This is a genomic window from Haloferax sulfurifontis, assembly GCF_014635105.1.
Lineage (GTDB): Archaea > Halobacteriota > Halobacteria > Halobacteriales > Haloferacaceae > Haloferax > Haloferax denitrificans.
Map to the genome: position 1 here is coordinate 229122 of NZ_BMCI01000003.1, position 16721 is coordinate 245842.

Below are 16721 nucleotides of genomic sequence, written 5' to 3' on the forward strand. Positions count from 1 at the left end.
GATATCGCCGGTGAACGCCGAGAAACCGGACGGACGGTCGCGGTCGCCACCGTTGGGGTTAACCTCGCCCGGTGCCACGGTCGACCCATGACCGAGTACACGACGGTCTCGATCCCGAAGGAGTTGGCCGCTCGCGTCGACGACACCATCGAGGGAACCACCTTTTCGAGCACGAGCGATCTCGTTCGGTTCCTCCTGCGCAGTATCGTCATCCAGCACGAGCGCTCCGGGGGCGACCTCTCGGAGGCGGAGTTCCAAGAGATAGCGGAACAGCTCACTGACCTCGGTTACCTGCGATAGCCGGCTGGAACGGTCGGCTTAGTCGAGTTCTTCCTGTGGCGGTTCGGCCTCGACGACGGCGAGTTCCAACTTCCGGCTGGCGCGGTCGAAGGCGGCGAGCGTCCGCCGTTCCCACGGGGGGACGGCGAGGAGCACCACGGCCGCGAGGTCGTCGCGCTCGGTGAGCTCGAACGGTCCCTGCGGGTGGGTGAGAAACCGGGCGCGGCCGCGCCCGGCGGGCGTTCCGAGGTCCATCCCGAAGACGGCACTCACGGACTGGCCGGCCTCGGCCATGTAGAAGTGGGTGAGCACCGGCGTCTCCGGGTCGAGACCGAGGTCGTCGTCGAACTCGCCCGCGGGCGTCGGCGCGAGGACGAGATTCATCGACGACGGCTCGGCGTCTTCGGCCATGTCGAGAAGCAGGTCGACGAGTCCCCGGGTGACGTGAATCCGTCGCCGCTCGCCCTCGACTTCGACTTCGGAACCGGAATCGGAATCGACGGTTTCCCCGTCGGTCGTGCGGTCGGGTGTCGGCTCCGCGCCGGAGAGGTGCTCGTCGCCGGGGGCGGTCGTATCGTCGGGCATCAGTTCGAGAGCATCGAGGTGAACGCCCGGGCGTAGGCGCTCGGGAGGTTTCGCCGGGCGTTTCCGAGCGCGGTTCGAAGCTCGTCGCCCGCGTTCACGGGGACGCCAGCGCCGTGACCGACGAGTAGCCGTTCGGGGTCGTAGCGCGAGAGCACGCGCCGCGGCGGGAACGGCCGGAGCATCGGGTGGACGCCGAGGTGTTCGCCGCGGGCGCAGAAGTAGTCCACCGTGCCGACCGACTCGGGGACGACGAGCAGGTCGTACTCGTCGTGGTAGAAGCCGACTTCCTGCCACGGCGGGAGCGAGCGGTCGACGAGGCGGAACGCCTCGAAGCCCGAGTCGGCGAGGTCGGCCCCGAAGCGCTCGACGGCCGCGTCGAGTTCGTCGGCGACGCCGGTCATCCACGAGGCGACGTAGACGGGCACCTCGTGGCGGTTGGCGATGGCGGCCGAATCCCGCTTGTGTCGGTCGAGGCCGACGACCACCCCGGCCACGTCGCCGAACTCGGCGAACAGGTCGTCGACGCCGGGGGCATCGACGGGGTCGAACACCCACACGTCGCCGTCGACTTCGACGGCGTGGCTGGCGCGTTGCATGGTCTCGTCGGGGTGTGCGAGCCAGCCGACGCCGTGGTCCCATCGGTCGATTTCGCGGGGTTCGGAGGCACCGCGACCTTTCATCGGCATGCCAGTATCGTCGAGCGCGCGGTGCATAAGGACTCTCCCCGCGGCCCATGCCCCCGGTTCTCGCGCCTCACGTCGGCGGTCGCTCGCCGGGACGCGGGACCAACGCGGGTCGGCCTCTCAGAGGTCGTCCGTGTTGATGTCCACGCCCGGTGGGGAGACGACGAGGAACTTCCGGAAGTGCATCAGCTGGCCGCCCATGTCTTTGACGTCGCGTGCGAAGCCCGACGCGAGCTTGTTGAGGTCGCCTTCGATGGCGAGAAAGAGGACGTTGCCGCGGGCGACGGACTGGACCCACTCTTCGGGCGGGGTAGACCCGTCGAGGACGCCGAGGACGACATCGCCCTCGGCGTCGTCTTCGTCGAGGTGTTCTTCGGCCGTCTGCAAGTTGAGATTGAAATCGCCCATACCCGCCCGGTTGTCGAGCGACGAGAAAAGGGTTCGGTCGGGCCGCGAGCCCGCCGTCGAGCGTCGCGATTGGTTCATTGTTATCACGTTGCACGCGACAGTCGCGTTTCAATCCACGTTTGTCCAGTCCGCGGTGCGCGCATCGGCCACGAAATTTTGTTTCTAAACTCTATTCGATTGTATTATGTAGTACAGCGATTCGAACGCCAAGCGAGCATATCAAGTCAATATATGACATTAAATACTATAAGGTCGTTTAGGTACGTCGATTAGGGTCGGTGCGGGTTGTCACGCGACACCCCCTGAACGTTCGTGATACTGTCGGGGAGAAACGTTTAAATAGGAGTTCGGGCACGTGACTGACACGATGTCTCACAAAGACACGGAGGATTCGTCGGGTTCCCCGGCGGGTCGAGTTCTTCCAGGGCACATTAGCCCAACAATCTGAAATCGAAGACGTACGAATCTTCGACACGACACTCCGCGACGGCGAACAGTCACCGCGAACCTCGTTCAGCTACGAGGAAAAGCGCGACATCGCCGAAACCCTCGACGACATGGGTACCCACGTCATCGAGGCCGGGTTCCCGGTGAACTCGGAGGCGGAGTTCGAAGCAGTCGCAGATATCGCTGCTTCGACGGACGCGACGACGTGCGGGTTGGCCCGCGTCGTCGACAAGGATATCGAAGCCGCGCTGGATTCCGGCGTGGACATGGTGCACACGTTCGTGAGCACCAGCGACGTCCAGTTGGCCGACTCGATGCACGCTTCCCGCGAGGAAGCCGTCGAGCGGGCCGTCCGCAGTGTCGAACACGTCCGCGACGCGGGCGTTGAAGTAATGTTCTCGCCGATGGACGCCACCCGGACGGACGAAGACTTCCTCATCGAAGTCGTCGAGGCCGTCTCCGAGGCGGGCGTCGATTGGATCAACCTGCCGGACACCTGCGGCGTGGCGACGCCGACTCGCTTCGCCCGCATGGTGGCGACGGTCCGAGAGCACACCGACGCGAGAATCGACGTGCACGCGCACGACGACTTCGGACTGGCGTCGGCGAACGCGATGGCCGGCTTCGAGGCCGGCGCGGCACAGGCGCAGGTGTCGGTCAACGGCATCGGCGAGCGCGCCGGCAACGCCGCCTACGAGGAGGTCGTCATGGCCGCCGAATCCCTCTACGGCGTCGACACCGGCATCGACACGACGAAGATAACCGAGCTGGCTCGCATCGTCGAGGCGGCGTCCGACATCCCGGTCCCGGCGAACAAGCCGGTCGTCGGCCGCAACGCCTTCTCTCACGAGAGCGGCATCCACGCCGCCGGCGTCATCGAGAACGCCGACACGTTCGAACCGGGCGTCATGACCCCGGAGATGGTCGGCGCGACCCGCGAGTTCGTACTCGGCAAGCACACGGGGACGCACTCGGTACGCAAACGCCTCGCAGATATCGGGTTCGACCCCTCGGACGCCGAGGTCCGGGAGGTCACCCGCCGCGTCAAAGACCACGGCGCGGAGAAAGAACGCGTCGACGACTCGACGCTCGAGGTGTTCGCTCGCGACGTGGGTATCACCCACGAGGACGACACGGAGGAGGAGGTCCGCGCCTGATGGCGCCGGGCTGTGGCCCTACGGGGCGACCGCCCTGCACGCGTTCGACCTCCCGACCGGCGTGCAATCGTTGCCCGCCGCGAAAGCATTATTACCGACGGGACGGACGTGTTGCATACGATGACCTCGCACGACGAACACGCGGTTCGCGCGACCCCGGTCGCCGGGGCCAGCGACGCCGCCGTCGGCGCGATTCGGTCGCTCATTATTGTAGGGGCATAGCCCCCTACCACACCATCTCTCCGTCCCGCGTATCCGCACCGTTTTCAGACACGTCCGAAGTCCCCACAATGGCGCACCAGCACCACACGCAGTCACCAGACAACTCGTATCGACGACCGACCACACACCACGGAGCCCACACATGAGCGAACGAACCGCAGCCACGACCGACCCCGACGCGACGGAAGCCGACGACGACTCGACCGAGACGCCGACCGAGGTTACCACGGGTTCGACGTCAGTCGTCCGCGCCCTCGAAAACGCCGGCGTCGAGACCGCCTTCGGCGTGCAGGGCGGGGCGATAATGCCCATCTACGACGCGCTGTACCACTCGGACATCCGTCACGTGACGATGGCCCACGAGCAGGGCGCGGCGCACGCCGCCGACGCGTACGGCGTCGTTCGCGGCGACCCCGGCGTCTGTCTCGCCACGTCCGGCCCGGGCGCGACGAACCTCGTGACCGGCATCGCCGACGCGAACATGGACTCCGACGCGGTGCTCGCGCTCACGGGGCAGGTCCCGTCCGACATGGTCGGCTCCGACGCGTTCCAGGAGACCGACACCACGGGCGTCACCGCGCCCATCACGAAGCACAACTACTTCGCCTCGTCGCCCGACACGGTCGGTGACACCGTCGGCGAAGCGTTCGCGCTCGCCGCCGAGGGCCGCCCCGGCCCGACGCTCGTCGACCTCCCGAAGGACGTCTCGCTCAACGAGACCGACAGCGAGCCGGGGGCGGCACAGCCGCCCGAGACGTGCCGCGCTCGCACCGACCCGGCCGACTCGCAGGTCGAGGCGGCCGCGCGCGCGATCGAGCGCGCCGAGAAGCCGCTCTTGCTGTTCGGCGGCGGCGTGGTCAAGGCCGACGCGACCGAGGTCGCCCGGCAGTTCGCGACCGAGCACCGGATTCCGGTCGTCACCACGATGCCCGGAATCGGCGCGATGCCGGAGGACCACGAACTCTGCCTGTCGTGGGCGGGGATGCACGGCACCGGCTACGCCAACATGGCCATCACGCACACCGACTGTCTCATCGCGGTCGGCACGCGGTTCGACGACCGCCTGACCGGCGGCATCGACACGTTCGCGCCCGAGGCCGAGGTCGTCCACATCGACATCGACCCGGCGGAAATCTCGAAGAACGTCCACGCGGACTACCCGGTCGTCGGCGACGCCGGCCGCGCCATCGAGCGCGTCGACGCCGAACTGGACGAGGGCCCCGACGCGCGCGAGTGGGTCGAACAGTGTCTCACGTGGAAAGACGAGTACCCGATGGACTACGCGGCCCCGGACAACGAGCCGCTGAAGCCGCAGTTCGTCGTCGAGGCGCTCGACGAGGCCACGCCCGACGAGACCATCGTCACGAGCGGCGTCGGCCAACACCAGATGTGGGCCGCCCAGTACTGGACGTTCACCGAGCCGCGGCGGTGGGTCTCCTCTCACGGCCTCGGCACGATGGGCTACGGCCTGCCCGCCGCAATCGGCGCGCGGGTCGCGGCCGACGACGACGAGACGGTCGTCTGCGTCGACGGCGACGCCTCGTTCCTGATGACGATTCAGGAGCTTTCGGTCGCCGTCCGCGAGAACCTCGACATCACCGTCGCCATCCTGAACAACGAGTACATCGGGATGGTCCGTCAGTGGCAGGACGCCTTCTTCGAGGGCCGACGCATGGCCGCCGGCTACGAGTGGTGTCCCCAGTTCGACAAGCTCGCCGAGGCGTTCGGCGCGCGCGGCTGGACCGTCGACTCCTACGAGGAGGTTCCCGACGCCATCGAGGAAGCGCTCGCGTACGACGGCCCCTCGGTCATCGACTTCCACGTCGACCCGGCGGAGAACGTCTACCCGATGGTCTCCTCGGGCGGCGCGAACGGCAAATTCGCACTCTCGGAGGACCAGTTATGAGCGACAATCGGACAGGACTGCAGGGCCCCGCGCCCGACGAGCGGCCACACCCCGACGGCCGCCGCAACGCGCAGGGCATCCGCATCGACCCCGAAGCGGAATCGGAACACGAACCGCGGCGCGCGGTCTTTTCGGCCATCGTCGAGGACGAACCCGGCGTGCTCTCGCGCGTCGCCGGCCTCGCCGCCCGCCGCCAGTTCAACATCGAGAGCCTCACCGTCGGCCCGACGACGGTCGAGGACCACTCCCGAATCACGATGGTCGTCGAGGAGCCCGAACCGGGCATCGACCAGATAGAAAAACAGCTCGCGAAGCTCAAGCCCGTCATCTCCGTCGGCGAGCTGGACGACGACGCCGTTCGCGCGGAACTCGTCCTCCTGAAGGTCCGCGGCGAGGACCCCGATAAGGTCCACGCCATCACGGAGATGTACGACGGCCGCACGCTCGACGCCGGCCCCGAGACCATCACGGTCCAACTCTCCGGCGACGAGCGCAAGATAGACGACGCCGTGGACGCGTTCCGGCGGTTCGGCATCATCGAAATCGCCCGGACCGGCCAGACCGCGCTCGCCCACGGCTCGAAGAAGACCGTCCCCGGAGAGGAACCCGGAACCTCCGGCGAACCCACCAAACCCAACACGAATACGCAATGACAGAACTCACCACGGAAGTCTACTACGACGACGACGCTGACCGCTCCCAAATCGACGACAAGACCGTAGCCGTCATCGGCTACGGCAGTCAGGGCCACGCCCACGCCCAGAACCTCGCCGACAGCGGGGTCGACGTGGTCGTCGGCCTCCGCGCGAACTCCTCGTCCCGCGACGCCGCGGAAGCCGACGGCCTCCGCGTCAAGGAGCCGGCCGCGGCGGCCGCCGAGGGCGACATCGTCTCCGTGCTCGTCCCCGACACCGTCCAGCCGGCGGTGTTCGAGGAGATTCGCGACTCCCTCGACGCGGGCGACACGCTCCAGTTCGCCCACGGCTTCAACATTCACTACAACCAGATTCGACCCCCGGAAGACGTCGACGTGACGATGGTCGCGCCGAAGTCGCCGGGCCACCTCGTCCGCCGCAACTACGAGGCGAACGAGGGGACGCCGGGTCTCATCGCCGTCTACCAGGACGTGACCGGCGACGCCAAAGAGGAGGCGCTGGCGTACGCGCACGGTCTCGGCTGTACCCGCGCGGGCGTCATCGAGACGACGTTCCAAGAGGAGACCGAGACCGACCTGTTCGGCGAGCAGGCCGTCCTCTGCGGCGGCGTCACCTCGCTGGTCAAGCAGGGCTACGAGACGCTCGTCGACGCGGGCTACTCCCCCGAGATGGCCTACTTCGAGTGTCTGAACGAACTGAAGCTCATCGTCGACCTGATGTACGAAGGCGGGCTCGGCGAGATGTGGGACTCGGTCTCCGACACCGCCGAGTTCGGCGGGCTGACCCGCGGCGACCGCGTCGTCGACGAGCACGCCCGCGAGAACATGGAGGAGATTCTGGAGGAGGTCCAGGACGGCACCTTCGCCCGCGAGTGGATTCTGGAGAACCAGGCGGGCCGGCCGTCGTACTCCCAGCTCAAGGACGCAGAGGAGAACCACCACATCGAACAGGTCGGCGCGCCGCTTCGCGACCTGTTCGCGTGGGCCGACGAGGAAGACGAGGCGGACGCGGAGAAAGCCGAAGCGCCGGCGGACGACTGAACACGACACCAATGACACGCGACGACACGACAGACCGAATGCGAGACATCAGCCACACGAACCCCTATACGGGCGAGACGTTCACCACGGTCTACGAGCGCGGCCCGGCCGTCACCGACGGCGGTCGGAGCGACTCGACGCCCGCGGCGACGGACGGGGACGCGACCGAGACCCAAACGATGGGCGACGTCGACCACACGCCCCGCAACGGCGAGGGCGCGAACCAGGTCTGGGAACGCGGCCGCGACGACAGCGTCGTACCGGGTGACCGCCATGAGTGAGGGAACGCTGTACGACAAGGTCTGGGAGGAACACACGGTCTCGGAGCTTCCGACCGGCCAGACCCAGCTGTTCTGCGGCCTCCATCTCATCCACGAGGTGACGAGCCCGCAGGCGTTCGGCATGTTGCAGGAGCGCGACCTCGAAGTCGCCTACCCGAACCGGACGCACGCGACGGTCGACCACATCGTCCCCACGTCGGACCAGTCGCGGCCGTTCCGCGACGACGCCGCCGAAGAGATGATGGCCGAACTCGAACAGAACGTCCGCGACGCGGGAATCAACTTCTCGGACCCCACGTCGGGCGAACAGGGCATCGTCCACGTCATCGGGCCCGAGAAGGGACTCACCCAGCCCGGCATGACTATCGTCTGCGGCGACAGCCACACCTCGACCCACGGCGCGTTCGGCGCGCTCGCGTTCGGTATCGGCACGAGCCAGATTCGCGACGTGCTTGCGACCCAGACGGTCGCGATGGAGAAAAAGAAGGTCCGGAAAATCGAGGTCACGGGCGAACTCGGCCCCGGCGTCGAGGCCAAGGACGTCATCCTCGAAATCATCCGTCGCCTCGGGACCGAAGGCGGCGTCGGCTACGTCTACGAGTACGCCGGCGAGGCCATCGAGAACCTCGACATGGAGGGTCGGATGAGCATCTGTAACATGTCCATCGAGGGCGGCGCTCGCGCGGGCTACGTCAACCCCGACGAGACCACCTACGACTGGCTGAAAGACACGGAGTACTTCCAGGAAAACCCCGAGCGGTTCGACGAACTCAAGCCGTACTGGGAGTCCATCCGCTCCGACGAGGACGCCGAGTACGACGACGTCGTCACCATCGACGGCTCCGAACTCGAACCCGTCGTGACGTGGGGGACCACGCCCGGACAGGGCGTCGGCATCACCCAGCCGATTCCGGCCCCGGAGGACCTGCCCGAAGAAAAGCAGGACACCGCCCGGATGGCGCAGGAACACATGGGCGTCACGCCCGGCGAGACGATGCAGGGCTACGAAATCGACGTGGCCTTCCTCGGGTCGTGTACCAACGCCCGCATGCCCGACCTCCGCCGCGCGGCGGAGGTCGTGAAGGGCCGACAGGTCGCGGACAGCGTTCGCGCGATGGTCGTCCCCGGCAGTCAGCGCGTCAAGGCCGCCGCGGAGGCGGAGGGCCTCGACGAGATATTCAAGGACGCCGGCTTCGAGTGGCGCGAGGCGGGCTGTTCGATGTGTCTCGGCATGAACGAGGACCAACTGGAGGGCGACGAGGCCTCCGCGTCCTCGTCGAACCGCAACTTCATCGGTCGGCAGGGGTCGAAAGACGGCCGCACCGTCCTGATGAACCCGCGCATGGTCGCCGCGGCGGCCATCACCGGGGAAGTGACTGACGTGCGCGAACTGAAGGAGGTGACCACCGCATGACCGACGAGATTCCCGAAATCGACTCCGCGTTCGGCTCCGGCGTGCCCATCCGCGGCAACGACATCGACACGGACCAGATTATCCCGGCGCGGTTCATGAAGGTCGTCACGTTCGACGGCCTCGGCGAGTTCGCGTTCTTCGACCAGCGCTACGACGAGAACGACGAACCCAAAGAGCACCCGCTGAACGAGCCGCAGTTCCAGGACGCCTCCATCATGGTCGTCAACGCCAACTTCGGCTGTGGCTCCTCTCGGGAGCACGCCCCGCAGGCGCTCATGCGCTGGGGCATCGACGCTATCATCGGCGAGTCGTTCGCCGAGATTTTCGCGGGCAACTGCCTCGCGCTCGGCATTCCGACGGTCACCGCCGACCACGACACCATCACCGAACTGCAGGACTGGGTCGACGAGCACCCGGACGCTGACATCGACGTGGACGTGGAAAACGAGACGGTCACCTACGGCGACACCACCGTGGACGTGACCGTCGACGACGCACAAAGGAAGGCGCTCACCGAGGGCGTCTGGGACACGACGGCGCTCATGAAGTCGAACGCCGACGCGGTCGCCGAGAAAGCCGCCGCCCTGCCCTACGTCGATGACTGAGGAAATCGTCGTCATCCCCGGCGACGGCATCGGCGCGGAGGTCATCCCGGCGGCGGTTGACGTGCTGAAGGCCGTCGGCGACTTCGAGTTCGTCGAGGCCGACGCCGGCGACCACGTCAAAGAAGCCACGGGCGAGGCGCTCCCGCAGGAGACCTACGACCTCGCCGCCGAGGCGGACGCGACGCTGTTCGGCGCGGCCGGCGAGACCGCGGCGGACGTCATCTTGCCGCTTCGGACCGCGGTGGACTCCTTCGTCAACGTCCGCCCGGCGAAGGCCTACCCCGGCGTCGACGCCCTGCGTCCGGAGACGGACCTCGTCTTCCTCCGGGAGAACACCGAAGGCGTCTACTCGGGCCACGAGGACCGCCTCTCGGAGGACCTCTCGACGCTCACGCGCGTCGTCACCACCTCGGCGTCCGAGCGACTCGCCGAGTACGCCTGCGACTACGTCGGCGGCGAGGGCGGCAGTTTCCAGGTCGCCCACAAGGCGAACGTGATGCGCGAGACGGACGGTCGCTTCCGCGACGCCGTCGTCTCGGTCGCAGACGAGCGCGGCGTCGAGGCCGAAGAGGTCCTGATGGACGCCTTCGCGACGCGCGTCTGTCTGGACCCCACGCAGTTCGACACCGTCGTCTGTCCGAACCTCGCGGGCGACGTGCTTTCGGACCTCGCCGCCGGCCTCGTCGGCGGCCTCGGACTGCTCCCCTCGGCGAACATCGGCCCGGACGCCGCGCTGTTCGAGCCGGTTCACGGCTCCGCGCCCGACATCGCCGGCGAGGGCATCGCCAACCCGGCCGCGACGATTCTGTCCGCGGCGATGCTCCTCGACTACCTCGACTACGAGGACGAAGCCGACCGCGTTCGGTCGGCCGTCGAAGGCGTCCTCGCCGACGGGCCGCGCACACCGGACCTCGGCGGCGACGCCTCCACTGAGGACGTGACCGCCGCGGTTCTCGACCGTCTCTGAGCGCCGGCGACGCACCGAATCGGCGGTTCGACGTTCGTTTCGAACACGCTCGTTTTCGTTTCTGATCGTTTTCTCACCCACGAACACCCCGTTTTCGTTCCTGTGTGGAATCCGTCCGTTTCGAACAGATACGGGCGGAATCCAACATAAACAATTAACACTACTCCCCGACCTATCTTCCACCTAACGAGGAATCGCCACCGATGTTACCAGCAGAGCGCAAACGCCGCATCGTCGAACTCGTCTCCGACTCGGACGGTCGGTCGGTCGAGTCGCTGTCCGAACATCTCGGCTACTCGAAGGCGACGATACGGCGCGACCTGCGCGAACTCGAAGACCGTGGGCTCATCGAGCGGTCGCACGGCGGGGCCGTCCCCGTGACCTCCGTCGGGCGCGAGCAGACCTACGGCCAGAAGGAAGTACAGAATCTCGAAGGGAAACGCGCGATCGCGGACCGCGCGGTCGAAGAACTGGCCGAGGGGCAAGTCGTGTTCTTCGACGCCGGGACGACCACGATGGAGGTGGCCCGGAAAGTCCCCAAGGACGGGACGATACTCGGCGTCACCAACTCGCCGCGGCTCGCCATCGAACTGAACGAGGAGGACAACGAGGTCAAACTCACCGGTGGGACGCTCCGCCGGCGGACGAAGGCGCTCGTGGGGCCGACCGCGGAGTCGTTCATGGAGCGGACGAACTTCGATTTGCTGTTCCTCGGCACGAACGGGTTCGACGTCGAATCCGGCCTCACGACCCCGAACGAGGACGAAGCGCGGATGAAAAAGCTGATGGTCGAAAAGGCCGCAAAGGTCGTCCTCGTCGCCGACCTCTCGAAGCTCGGCCGACGGAGCTTCGTCCAGTTCGCATCACTCGAAGATATTGACCTGTTTATCACCGACGGGACGCTCGACGCCGACTCCCGAGAGGAGATAGAGAGCGCGGGCGTCACCGTCGTCGACGGAGTTGCACGATGATTCTCACAGTCACCCCGAACCCAGCAGTCGACCACACGATTCACTTCGACGAACCGCTTCAGACCGGCGTCGTCCACCGGACCGACGACGCGGTGTTCACCGCCGGCGGCAAGGGCATCAACGTCGCCAAGTACGTCTCGGCGCTCGACGCCGACGCGACCGCCTCGGGCTTTCTCGGCGGCCACTTCGGGAAGTTCGTCCGCGACCGACTCGACGCCGACGGCATCGCCTCGGACTTCGTCACCATCGACGCGGACACGCGGCTGAACACGACCGTGCTCGCGGAAGACGGCGAGTACAAACTCAATCACAACGGTCCGCAGATTCGGCCGGCCGACGTGGACGAACTCGTCGAAACCGCACAGGCGAACGAGCCGGACACGCTTCTGGTCGGCGGCAGTCTCCCGCCGGGGATGTCGCTTTCCGACGTCGACAGGCTCGCTCGCGCGGGCGACTGGCAAATCGCGGTGGACATGGGCGGCGAGTACCTCGCCGAACTGGACGCCGACTACTACGTCTGCAAACCCAATCGCTCCGAGCTCGCGGCGGCGACGGGCCGAACGGTCGAGACCGAAGCCGACGCCGTCGAGGCCGCCGAGGAGCTTCACGCGCGCGGGTTCGAGTACGTGTTGGCCTCGCTCGGCGCGGACGGCGCGCTCCTCGTCACCGACAGCGAGGTGCTCTCTGCGCCCGCGCTCGACGTGGAGGTCGTCGACACGGTCGGCGCGGGCGACGCGGTCATGTCGGGCTTCCTCGCCGCGCGCGAACACGGGCTGTCCGACGCTGACGCCCTCCGAATGGGCGTCCTGACGGCCGCGCGCGTCGTCGGCGTCGCCGGCACCCGCGTCCCGCACCTCGAAGACGTGCTGACGAACGAGATGCACGTCGAGGTGACGACCGTTCGGACTCGGTGATTCTCGTATAAACGTTTATCAACGACCAAAACGCGCAGTAACGTTCATATTCGAAAGGGTTTTTGAGCACATTTGCGTACGTTCTTTCGTAGGGGTGGCAACACTATGGCAAACGACGCAGAAGACGCGGTTCGGTCCTACCTCACGTCGGTGAAGGAGGACCTGATGACCGGGGTATCGTTCATGATTCCGTTCGTGACCATCGGCGGAATCTTTCTCGCGCTGGGCTACGCGGTAGCCTCGCTTTCGAACAACGTACAAGACGTATTCAACAGCACGGGGACCGCCGGCTGGTTCCTCGCGCAGATCGGCGTCGCTGGGCTGACGCTGATGGTTCCGGTCCTCGGCGCGTACATCGCGTACGCCATCGCCGACCGACCGGGCCTCGCACCGGGCTTTATCCTGTCGTACATCATCCAGCAGGGCAACGTCCTGCAGGCGGCCGGTGACGTCATCGGCCTTCAGGGCGGCTCCGCCGGCGCGGGTTACCTCGGCGCAATCGTCGCCGGGTTCCTCGCCGGTATCGTCGCGCGCTGGTTCAAACAGCGCGACGTGCCGGAGTTCATCGCACCGATGATGCCCGTGCTCCTCATCCCGGTGGCGACCACCGCGGTGCTCACGCCCGTGATGCTGTTCGTGCTGGGCGTCCCGATTTCCATCGCCAACGCGGGACTCACCGCGTTCCTGAGCAACATGCAGGGCGGCGGACAGGCAATCGTTCTGGGGGCTCTCCTCGGGGCGATGATGGCGGCCGACATGGGCGGCCCCATCAACAAGGTCGCCTACGTGTTCTCCGTCGGCCTCATCTCCGAGGGCGTCACCGCACCGATGGCCGCGGTCATGATCGCGGGCATGGTCCCGCCCATCGGCCTCGCGCTGTCGAACTTCATCGCGCCGCAGAAGTACGCGGCCGAGATGTACGAGAACGCCAAGAGCGGCGTGCTCCTCGGGTTCTCCTTTATCACCGAGGGCGCGATTCCGTACGCGGCCGCCGACCCGGCCCGCGTCATTCCGAGCGTCGTCGCCGGGAGCGCCGTCGCCGGCGCGGCCTCGATGGCGCTCGGCGTGAACATGCCGGCACCGCACGGCGGCATCTTCGTGGTTCCGCTGTCGAACCAGCCGTTCATGTTCGTCGCGTGCATCCTCCTGGGCTCCATCGTCACGGCCGTCATCGCGACGGCCATCAAGCCGAACTTCGACGCCAAGGTCGCGGCCCAGAGCTCCGACGACTGACCACAACCGAACTAATCTTTCCGTACTCGAACGAAGCACAATACAATGGACGTCACTGACATCAGCACCATCACACCGCTCGAACTGATCTCGCTCGAAGAGCCGCCGGCGACGAAGGAGGGAGCCATCGAGTTCCTCCTCGACCTCGCGGTCGACGCCGGTCGCGTCGACGACCGCGACGCCGCGCTCGACGCCCTCCTCGAACGCGAGGAGGAGGCGACGACCGGCGTCGGCTTCGGCATCGGCATCCCCCACGCGAAGACCGACGCCGTCTCGAAGCCGACGGTCGCCTTCGCGCGCTCGACCGAGGGCATCGACTTCGACGCCATGGACGACAAGCCGGCGAAGCTCCTCTTTATGATTCTCGTCCCCGCGGCGGGCGGCGAGGACCACCTGCAGATTCTGAGCGCCCTCTCGCGGTCGCTCATGCACGAGGACGTCCGCGAGAAGCTCCTCGAAGCCGAGAGCAAACAGACCGTCCAGGACGTGCTCGCCGAGGTGGTCGAGTGATGGAGCGGACCGTCACGGTCGTCCCCGAAGACGGGCTTCACGCCCGGCCGGCCTCGCAGTTCGTCGAGACCGCAAACGAGTTCGACGCCGACGTACAGCTCGGCCGCGCCGACGAGGACGACCTCGTCCCCGCCGCCAGCATGCTGGCCGTCACCGGTCTCGGCGTCGGCCACGACGAGTCCGTGCGCCTCGTCGCCGAGGGTGACGACGCGGAAGCGGCACTCGACGCCCTAGAGGATATCCTTTCGACGCCCGAAGCCAAACAGTAAGCCATGACCGAACGAACCCTCTCCGGCATTGGCGTGACACCGCTTTCGGGCGTCGGCACCGTCGTCTGGTACCGACCGGACGCCGACCTACCCGAGCCGCCGGCACCGGAAGACGTGGACGAAGACGCCGAACTGGCGCGCTTCGAGGACGCCCGCGCGGCCGCCGAGGACGAACTCGAAGCCGAGCGCGAGCGGACCGCCGAACGCGTCGGCGAGGAGGAGGCCGCGGTGTTCGACGCGCACGTCCAGTTCCTCAACGACCCGCAGATAACCGACGGCGTCACCGACGCCATCGAGGGCGGGCTCCCGGCCGAACACGCCGTGCAGGAGACGTTCTCCGAGTTCGTCGAGCAGTTCGAGAACATGGGCGGTCGCATGGGCGAGCGCGCCGACGACCTCCGCGACGTGCGCGACCGACTCGTGCGCGTCCTCTCGGACGGCGAGCGCGTCGACCTCTCGTCCCTGCCGGAGGGGAGCGTCGTCGTCGCCGAACGGCTCACGCCGAGCGACACGGCGCAACTCGACCCGGAGCGCGTCGCGGGCTTCGTCACGGTGACGGGCGGCCGCACCTCCCACGCGGCCATCTTCGCGCGCTCGCTCGCCCTGCCGGCCATCGTCGGCGTGGGCGAGGAACTCCAGTCCGTCGAGGACGGCGCGGAAGTCGTCGTCGACGGCGAGTCGGGCGACCTCGTGGTCGACCCGACCGACGAGCGCAAGGAGGCCGCCGCGGCCGCCGCCGACGTGGACGTCCGACACGAGTCGGTCGAGACCGCAGACGGCGTCGACATCGAGGTCGCCGCCAACATCGGCACGCTGGCGGACCTCGGGCCGGCCGTCGACCGCGGGGCCGACGGCGTCGGTCTGTTCCGCACCGAGTTCCTCTTTCTCGACCGCGAGTCGCCGCCGGACGAAGACGAGCAGTACGAGGCGTACGTCGAGGCGCTCGAATCGTTCGACGGCGGGCGCGTCGTCGTGCGGACGCTCGACATCGGCGGCGACAAGCCGGTGCCGTACCTCGACCTGCCGGACGAGGAGAACCCGTTCCTCGGCGAGCGCGGCATCCGCCGGTCGCTCGGCCCGGACGCGGACCTCTTCGAGACACAGGTGCGCGCGCTCCTGCGCGCGGCGGCCAGCGCCGACGGCGCGAACCTGTCGGTGATGCTCCCGCTCGTCTCGACGGTCGAGGAGCTTCGCGCCGGCCGCGAGCGGTTCGAGTCGGTCGCCGCGGACCTCGACGCCGACGGCGTCGCGAACGAACTGCCCGAGTTCGGAATCATGGTCGAGACGCCCGCCGCGGCGTTCATGGCCGACCAGTTCGCGCCGCACGTGGACTTTTTCAGCATCGGGACGAACGACCTCGCGCAGTACGTGATGGCCGCCGAGCGCGGCAACGAGCGCGTCTCCGAGCTCGGCGACTACCGACAGCCGGCGGTCCTCCGCGCCATCGACGCCACCGTCTCGGCGGCCGAGGGCGAGGACTGCTGGGTCGGCATGTGCGGCGAGATGGCCGGCGACCCGGACCTCACCGAACTGCTCGTCGGGCTCGGCCTCGACGAACTGAGCATGAGCGCCGTGACGGTGCCGCAGGTCAAGGCGGCCGTCACGGAGACCGACACCGCGGACGCCCGCGAACTCGCAGAGCGCGTCCTTCAGGCCGACACCAAGGCTGAAGTCGCGGAAATCCTTACACTAGAGCTATGAAACTCGTCGCAGTCACATCCTGTCCGACCGGAATCGCACACAGCCAGATGGCGGCCGAGAACCTCCTGCAGGCCGGCGAGCGCCTCGGCCACGACATCGACGTCGAGGTCCAGGGCGCGATGGGCACGCAGGACGAACTGTCTTCGGACGCCATCGCCGAGGCCGACGCGGTCATCATCACCTCGGACACCTCGGTCAGCCGCGACCGATTCGACGGCAAACTCGTCCTCAAGGGGACGGTCAAAGACGGCGTGAACAACGCCGAGGCAGTCGTGGAGAAGGCCGTCGAACTCGCCGAGGCCGGCAAGACCGGTTCGGTCACGTTCGGTAGCGGCGACGACGGCGAGGACGCCGAGGCCGGTGCCGACGCCGACGACTCGTCCGGCGACGCCGCGGACTCGGACGAACCCGTGCGCCGCGGCGGCGACCCCGAAAAGGGACTGTTCGCCCGGCTGAAGAAGCTGTTCTCGTAA

General features: G+C 67.4%; 19 protein-coding genes. 16 read left to right on the forward strand and 3 right to left on the reverse strand.

What is annotated here, in order from left to right; all coding sequences use genetic code 11:
• The first annotated feature begins 87 nt into the window (after positions 1-87).
• The gene (locus IEV64_RS09430; RefSeq protein ID WP_004063282.1) at positions 88-300 is read left to right on the forward strand and encodes a ribbon-helix-helix domain-containing protein; all 213 of its coding nucleotides are present in this window, start codon (positions 88-90) and stop codon (positions 298-300) included.
• An 18-nt stretch (positions 301-318) separates the two neighbouring features.
• Here the strand turns inward: IEV64_RS09430 and IEV64_RS09435 are convergent, their stop codons facing one another.
• From IEV64_RS09435 to IEV64_RS09445, 3 genes are all read right to left on the reverse strand, one after another.
• The gene (locus IEV64_RS09435; protein WP_188423742.1) at positions 319-864 is read right to left on the reverse strand and encodes a JAB/MPN domain protein-containing protein; all 546 of its coding nucleotides are present in this window, start codon (positions 862-864) and stop codon (positions 319-321) included.
• A complete protein-coding gene (locus tag IEV64_RS09440; protein WP_188423919.1) occupies positions 864-1550 on the reverse strand; it encodes a hypothetical protein in 687 nt (228 codons plus the stop codon). Before IEV64_RS09440 ends, IEV64_RS09435 begins: the two co-directional genes overlap by 1 nt.
• A 117-nt stretch (positions 1551-1667) precedes the next feature.
• A complete protein-coding gene (locus IEV64_RS09445) occupies positions 1668-1955 on the reverse strand; it encodes a DUF5779 family protein (RefSeq protein WP_188423743.1) in 288 nt (95 codons plus the stop codon).
• A 359-nt stretch (positions 1956-2314) separates the two neighbouring features.
• Here IEV64_RS09445 and IEV64_RS09450 point away from each other — a divergent pair, with 359 nt between their 5' ends.
• From IEV64_RS09450 to ptfB, 15 genes are all read left to right on the forward strand, one after another.
• A complete protein-coding gene (locus IEV64_RS09450) occupies positions 2315-3559 on the forward strand; it encodes a LeuA family protein (protein ID WP_229722592.1) in 1245 nt (414 codons plus the stop codon).
• Positions 3560-3923: 364 nt separating this feature from the next.
• Positions 3924-5687, forward strand: a complete 1764-nt coding sequence (gene ilvB, locus IEV64_RS09455; protein WP_007273691.1) for a biosynthetic-type acetolactate synthase large subunit — start codon at positions 3924-3926, stop codon at positions 5685-5687.
• Positions 5684-6340: an acetolactate synthase small subunit gene (gene ilvN, locus IEV64_RS09460; RefSeq protein WP_004970764.1), complete on the forward strand. Its 657-nt coding sequence runs from the start codon at positions 5684-5686 to the stop codon at positions 6338-6340. Before ilvB ends, ilvN begins: the two co-directional genes overlap by 4 nt.
• Positions 6337-7383, forward strand: a complete 1047-nt coding sequence (gene ilvC, locus IEV64_RS09465; RefSeq protein ID WP_148416299.1) for a ketol-acid reductoisomerase — start codon at positions 6337-6339, stop codon at positions 7381-7383. The genes ilvN and ilvC overlap by 4 nt, the downstream gene beginning before the upstream one ends.
• 11 nt (positions 7384-7394) lie before the next feature.
• On the forward strand, positions 7395-7664 hold the full coding sequence (locus tag IEV64_RS09470; protein ID WP_007273693.1) for a DUF7989 family protein: 270 nt from the start codon (positions 7395-7397) through the stop codon (positions 7662-7664).
• Positions 7657-9078: a 3-isopropylmalate dehydratase large subunit gene (gene leuC, locus IEV64_RS09475; protein ID WP_007273694.1), complete on the forward strand. Its 1422-nt coding sequence runs from the start codon at positions 7657-7659 to the stop codon at positions 9076-9078. The genes IEV64_RS09470 and leuC overlap by 8 nt, the downstream gene beginning before the upstream one ends.
• Complete coding sequence (gene leuD / locus IEV64_RS09480) at positions 9075-9683, forward strand: 3-isopropylmalate dehydratase small subunit (protein ID WP_007273695.1); 609 nt, start codon at positions 9075-9077, stop codon at positions 9681-9683. Before leuC ends, leuD begins: the two co-directional genes overlap by 4 nt.
• A complete protein-coding gene (gene leuB, locus IEV64_RS09485) occupies positions 9676-10650 on the forward strand; it encodes a 3-isopropylmalate dehydrogenase (RefSeq protein ID WP_007273696.1) in 975 nt (324 codons plus the stop codon). Before leuD ends, leuB begins: the two co-directional genes overlap by 8 nt.
• A 203-nt stretch (positions 10651-10853) precedes the next feature.
• Positions 10854-11621 (forward strand): HTH-type transcriptional regulator GlpR, encoded by a 768-nt coding sequence (gene glpR, locus IEV64_RS09490; RefSeq protein WP_188423744.1) that lies wholly within the window; start codon positions 10854-10856, stop codon positions 11619-11621.
• The gene (gene pfkB / locus IEV64_RS09495) at positions 11618-12535 is read left to right on the forward strand and encodes a 1-phosphofructokinase (protein WP_007273698.1); all 918 of its coding nucleotides are present in this window, start codon (positions 11618-11620) and stop codon (positions 12533-12535) included. The genes glpR and pfkB overlap by 4 nt, the downstream gene beginning before the upstream one ends.
• A 105-nt stretch (positions 12536-12640) precedes the next feature.
• The gene (gene ptfC, locus IEV64_RS09500; RefSeq protein WP_007273699.1) at positions 12641-13768 is read left to right on the forward strand and encodes a fructose PTS transporter subunit IIC; all 1128 of its coding nucleotides are present in this window, start codon (positions 12641-12643) and stop codon (positions 13766-13768) included.
• A gap of 45 nt (positions 13769-13813) precedes the next feature.
• Positions 13814-14278, forward strand: a complete 465-nt coding sequence (ptfA, locus tag IEV64_RS09505; RefSeq protein WP_004970773.1) for a fructose PTS transporter subunit IIA — start codon at positions 13814-13816, stop codon at positions 14276-14278.
• Positions 14278-14547: a phosphocarrier protein HPr gene (gene ptsH1, locus IEV64_RS09510; protein ID WP_004970774.1), complete on the forward strand. Its 270-nt coding sequence runs from the start codon at positions 14278-14280 to the stop codon at positions 14545-14547. The genes ptfA and ptsH1 overlap by 1 nt, the downstream gene beginning before the upstream one ends.
• 3 nt (positions 14548-14550) lie before the next feature.
• Positions 14551-16248, forward strand: coding sequence for a phosphoenolpyruvate--protein phosphotransferase (gene ptsP / locus IEV64_RS09515; protein ID WP_007273700.1), 1698 nt, complete (start codon positions 14551-14553; stop codon positions 16246-16248).
• On the forward strand, positions 16245-16721 hold the full coding sequence (gene ptfB / locus IEV64_RS09520; protein WP_049920391.1) for a fructose PTS transporter subunit IIB: 477 nt from the start codon (positions 16245-16247) through the stop codon (positions 16719-16721). The genes ptsP and ptfB overlap by 4 nt, the downstream gene beginning before the upstream one ends.

Coding starts and splice junctions, on each gene's coding strand:
- IEV64_RS09430 (WP_004063282.1), top strand. CDS start 88: ATGACCGAGTACACGACGGTCTCGATCCCGAAGGAGTTGGCCGCTCGC.
- IEV64_RS09435 (WP_188423742.1), bottom strand. CDS start 864: ATGCCCGACGATACGACCGCCCCCGGCGACGAGCACCTCTCCGGCGCG.
- IEV64_RS09440 (WP_188423919.1), bottom strand. CDS start 1,550: ATGCCGATGAAAGGTCGCGGTGCCTCCGAACCCCGCGAAATCGACCGA.
- IEV64_RS09445 (WP_188423743.1), bottom strand. CDS start 1,955: ATGGGCGATTTCAATCTCAACTTGCAGACGGCCGAAGAACACCTCGAC.
- ilvB (WP_007273691.1), top strand. CDS start 3,924: ATGAGCGAACGAACCGCAGCCACGACCGACCCCGACGCGACGGAAGCC.
- ilvN (WP_004970764.1), top strand. CDS start 5,684: ATGAGCGACAATCGGACAGGACTGCAGGGCCCCGCGCCCGACGAGCGG.
- ilvC (WP_148416299.1), top strand. CDS start 6,337: ATGACAGAACTCACCACGGAAGTCTACTACGACGACGACGCTGACCGC.
- IEV64_RS09470 (WP_007273693.1), top strand. CDS start 7,395: ATGACACGCGACGACACGACAGACCGAATGCGAGACATCAGCCACACG.
- leuC (WP_007273694.1), top strand. CDS start 7,657: ATGAGTGAGGGAACGCTGTACGACAAGGTCTGGGAGGAACACACGGTC.
- leuD (WP_007273695.1), top strand. CDS start 9,075: ATGACCGACGAGATTCCCGAAATCGACTCCGCGTTCGGCTCCGGCGTG.
- leuB (WP_007273696.1), top strand. CDS start 9,676: ATGACTGAGGAAATCGTCGTCATCCCCGGCGACGGCATCGGCGCGGAG.
- glpR (WP_188423744.1), top strand. CDS start 10,854: ATGTTACCAGCAGAGCGCAAACGCCGCATCGTCGAACTCGTCTCCGAC.
- pfkB (WP_007273698.1), top strand. CDS start 11,618: ATGATTCTCACAGTCACCCCGAACCCAGCAGTCGACCACACGATTCAC.
- ptfC (WP_007273699.1), top strand. CDS start 12,641: ATGGCAAACGACGCAGAAGACGCGGTTCGGTCCTACCTCACGTCGGTG.
- ptfA (WP_004970773.1), top strand. CDS start 13,814: ATGGACGTCACTGACATCAGCACCATCACACCGCTCGAACTGATCTCG.
- ptsH1 (WP_004970774.1), top strand. CDS start 14,278: ATGGAGCGGACCGTCACGGTCGTCCCCGAAGACGGGCTTCACGCCCGG.
- ptsP (WP_007273700.1), top strand. CDS start 14,551: ATGACCGAACGAACCCTCTCCGGCATTGGCGTGACACCGCTTTCGGGC.
- ptfB (WP_049920391.1), top strand. CDS start 16,245: ATGAAACTCGTCGCAGTCACATCCTGTCCGACCGGAATCGCACACAGC.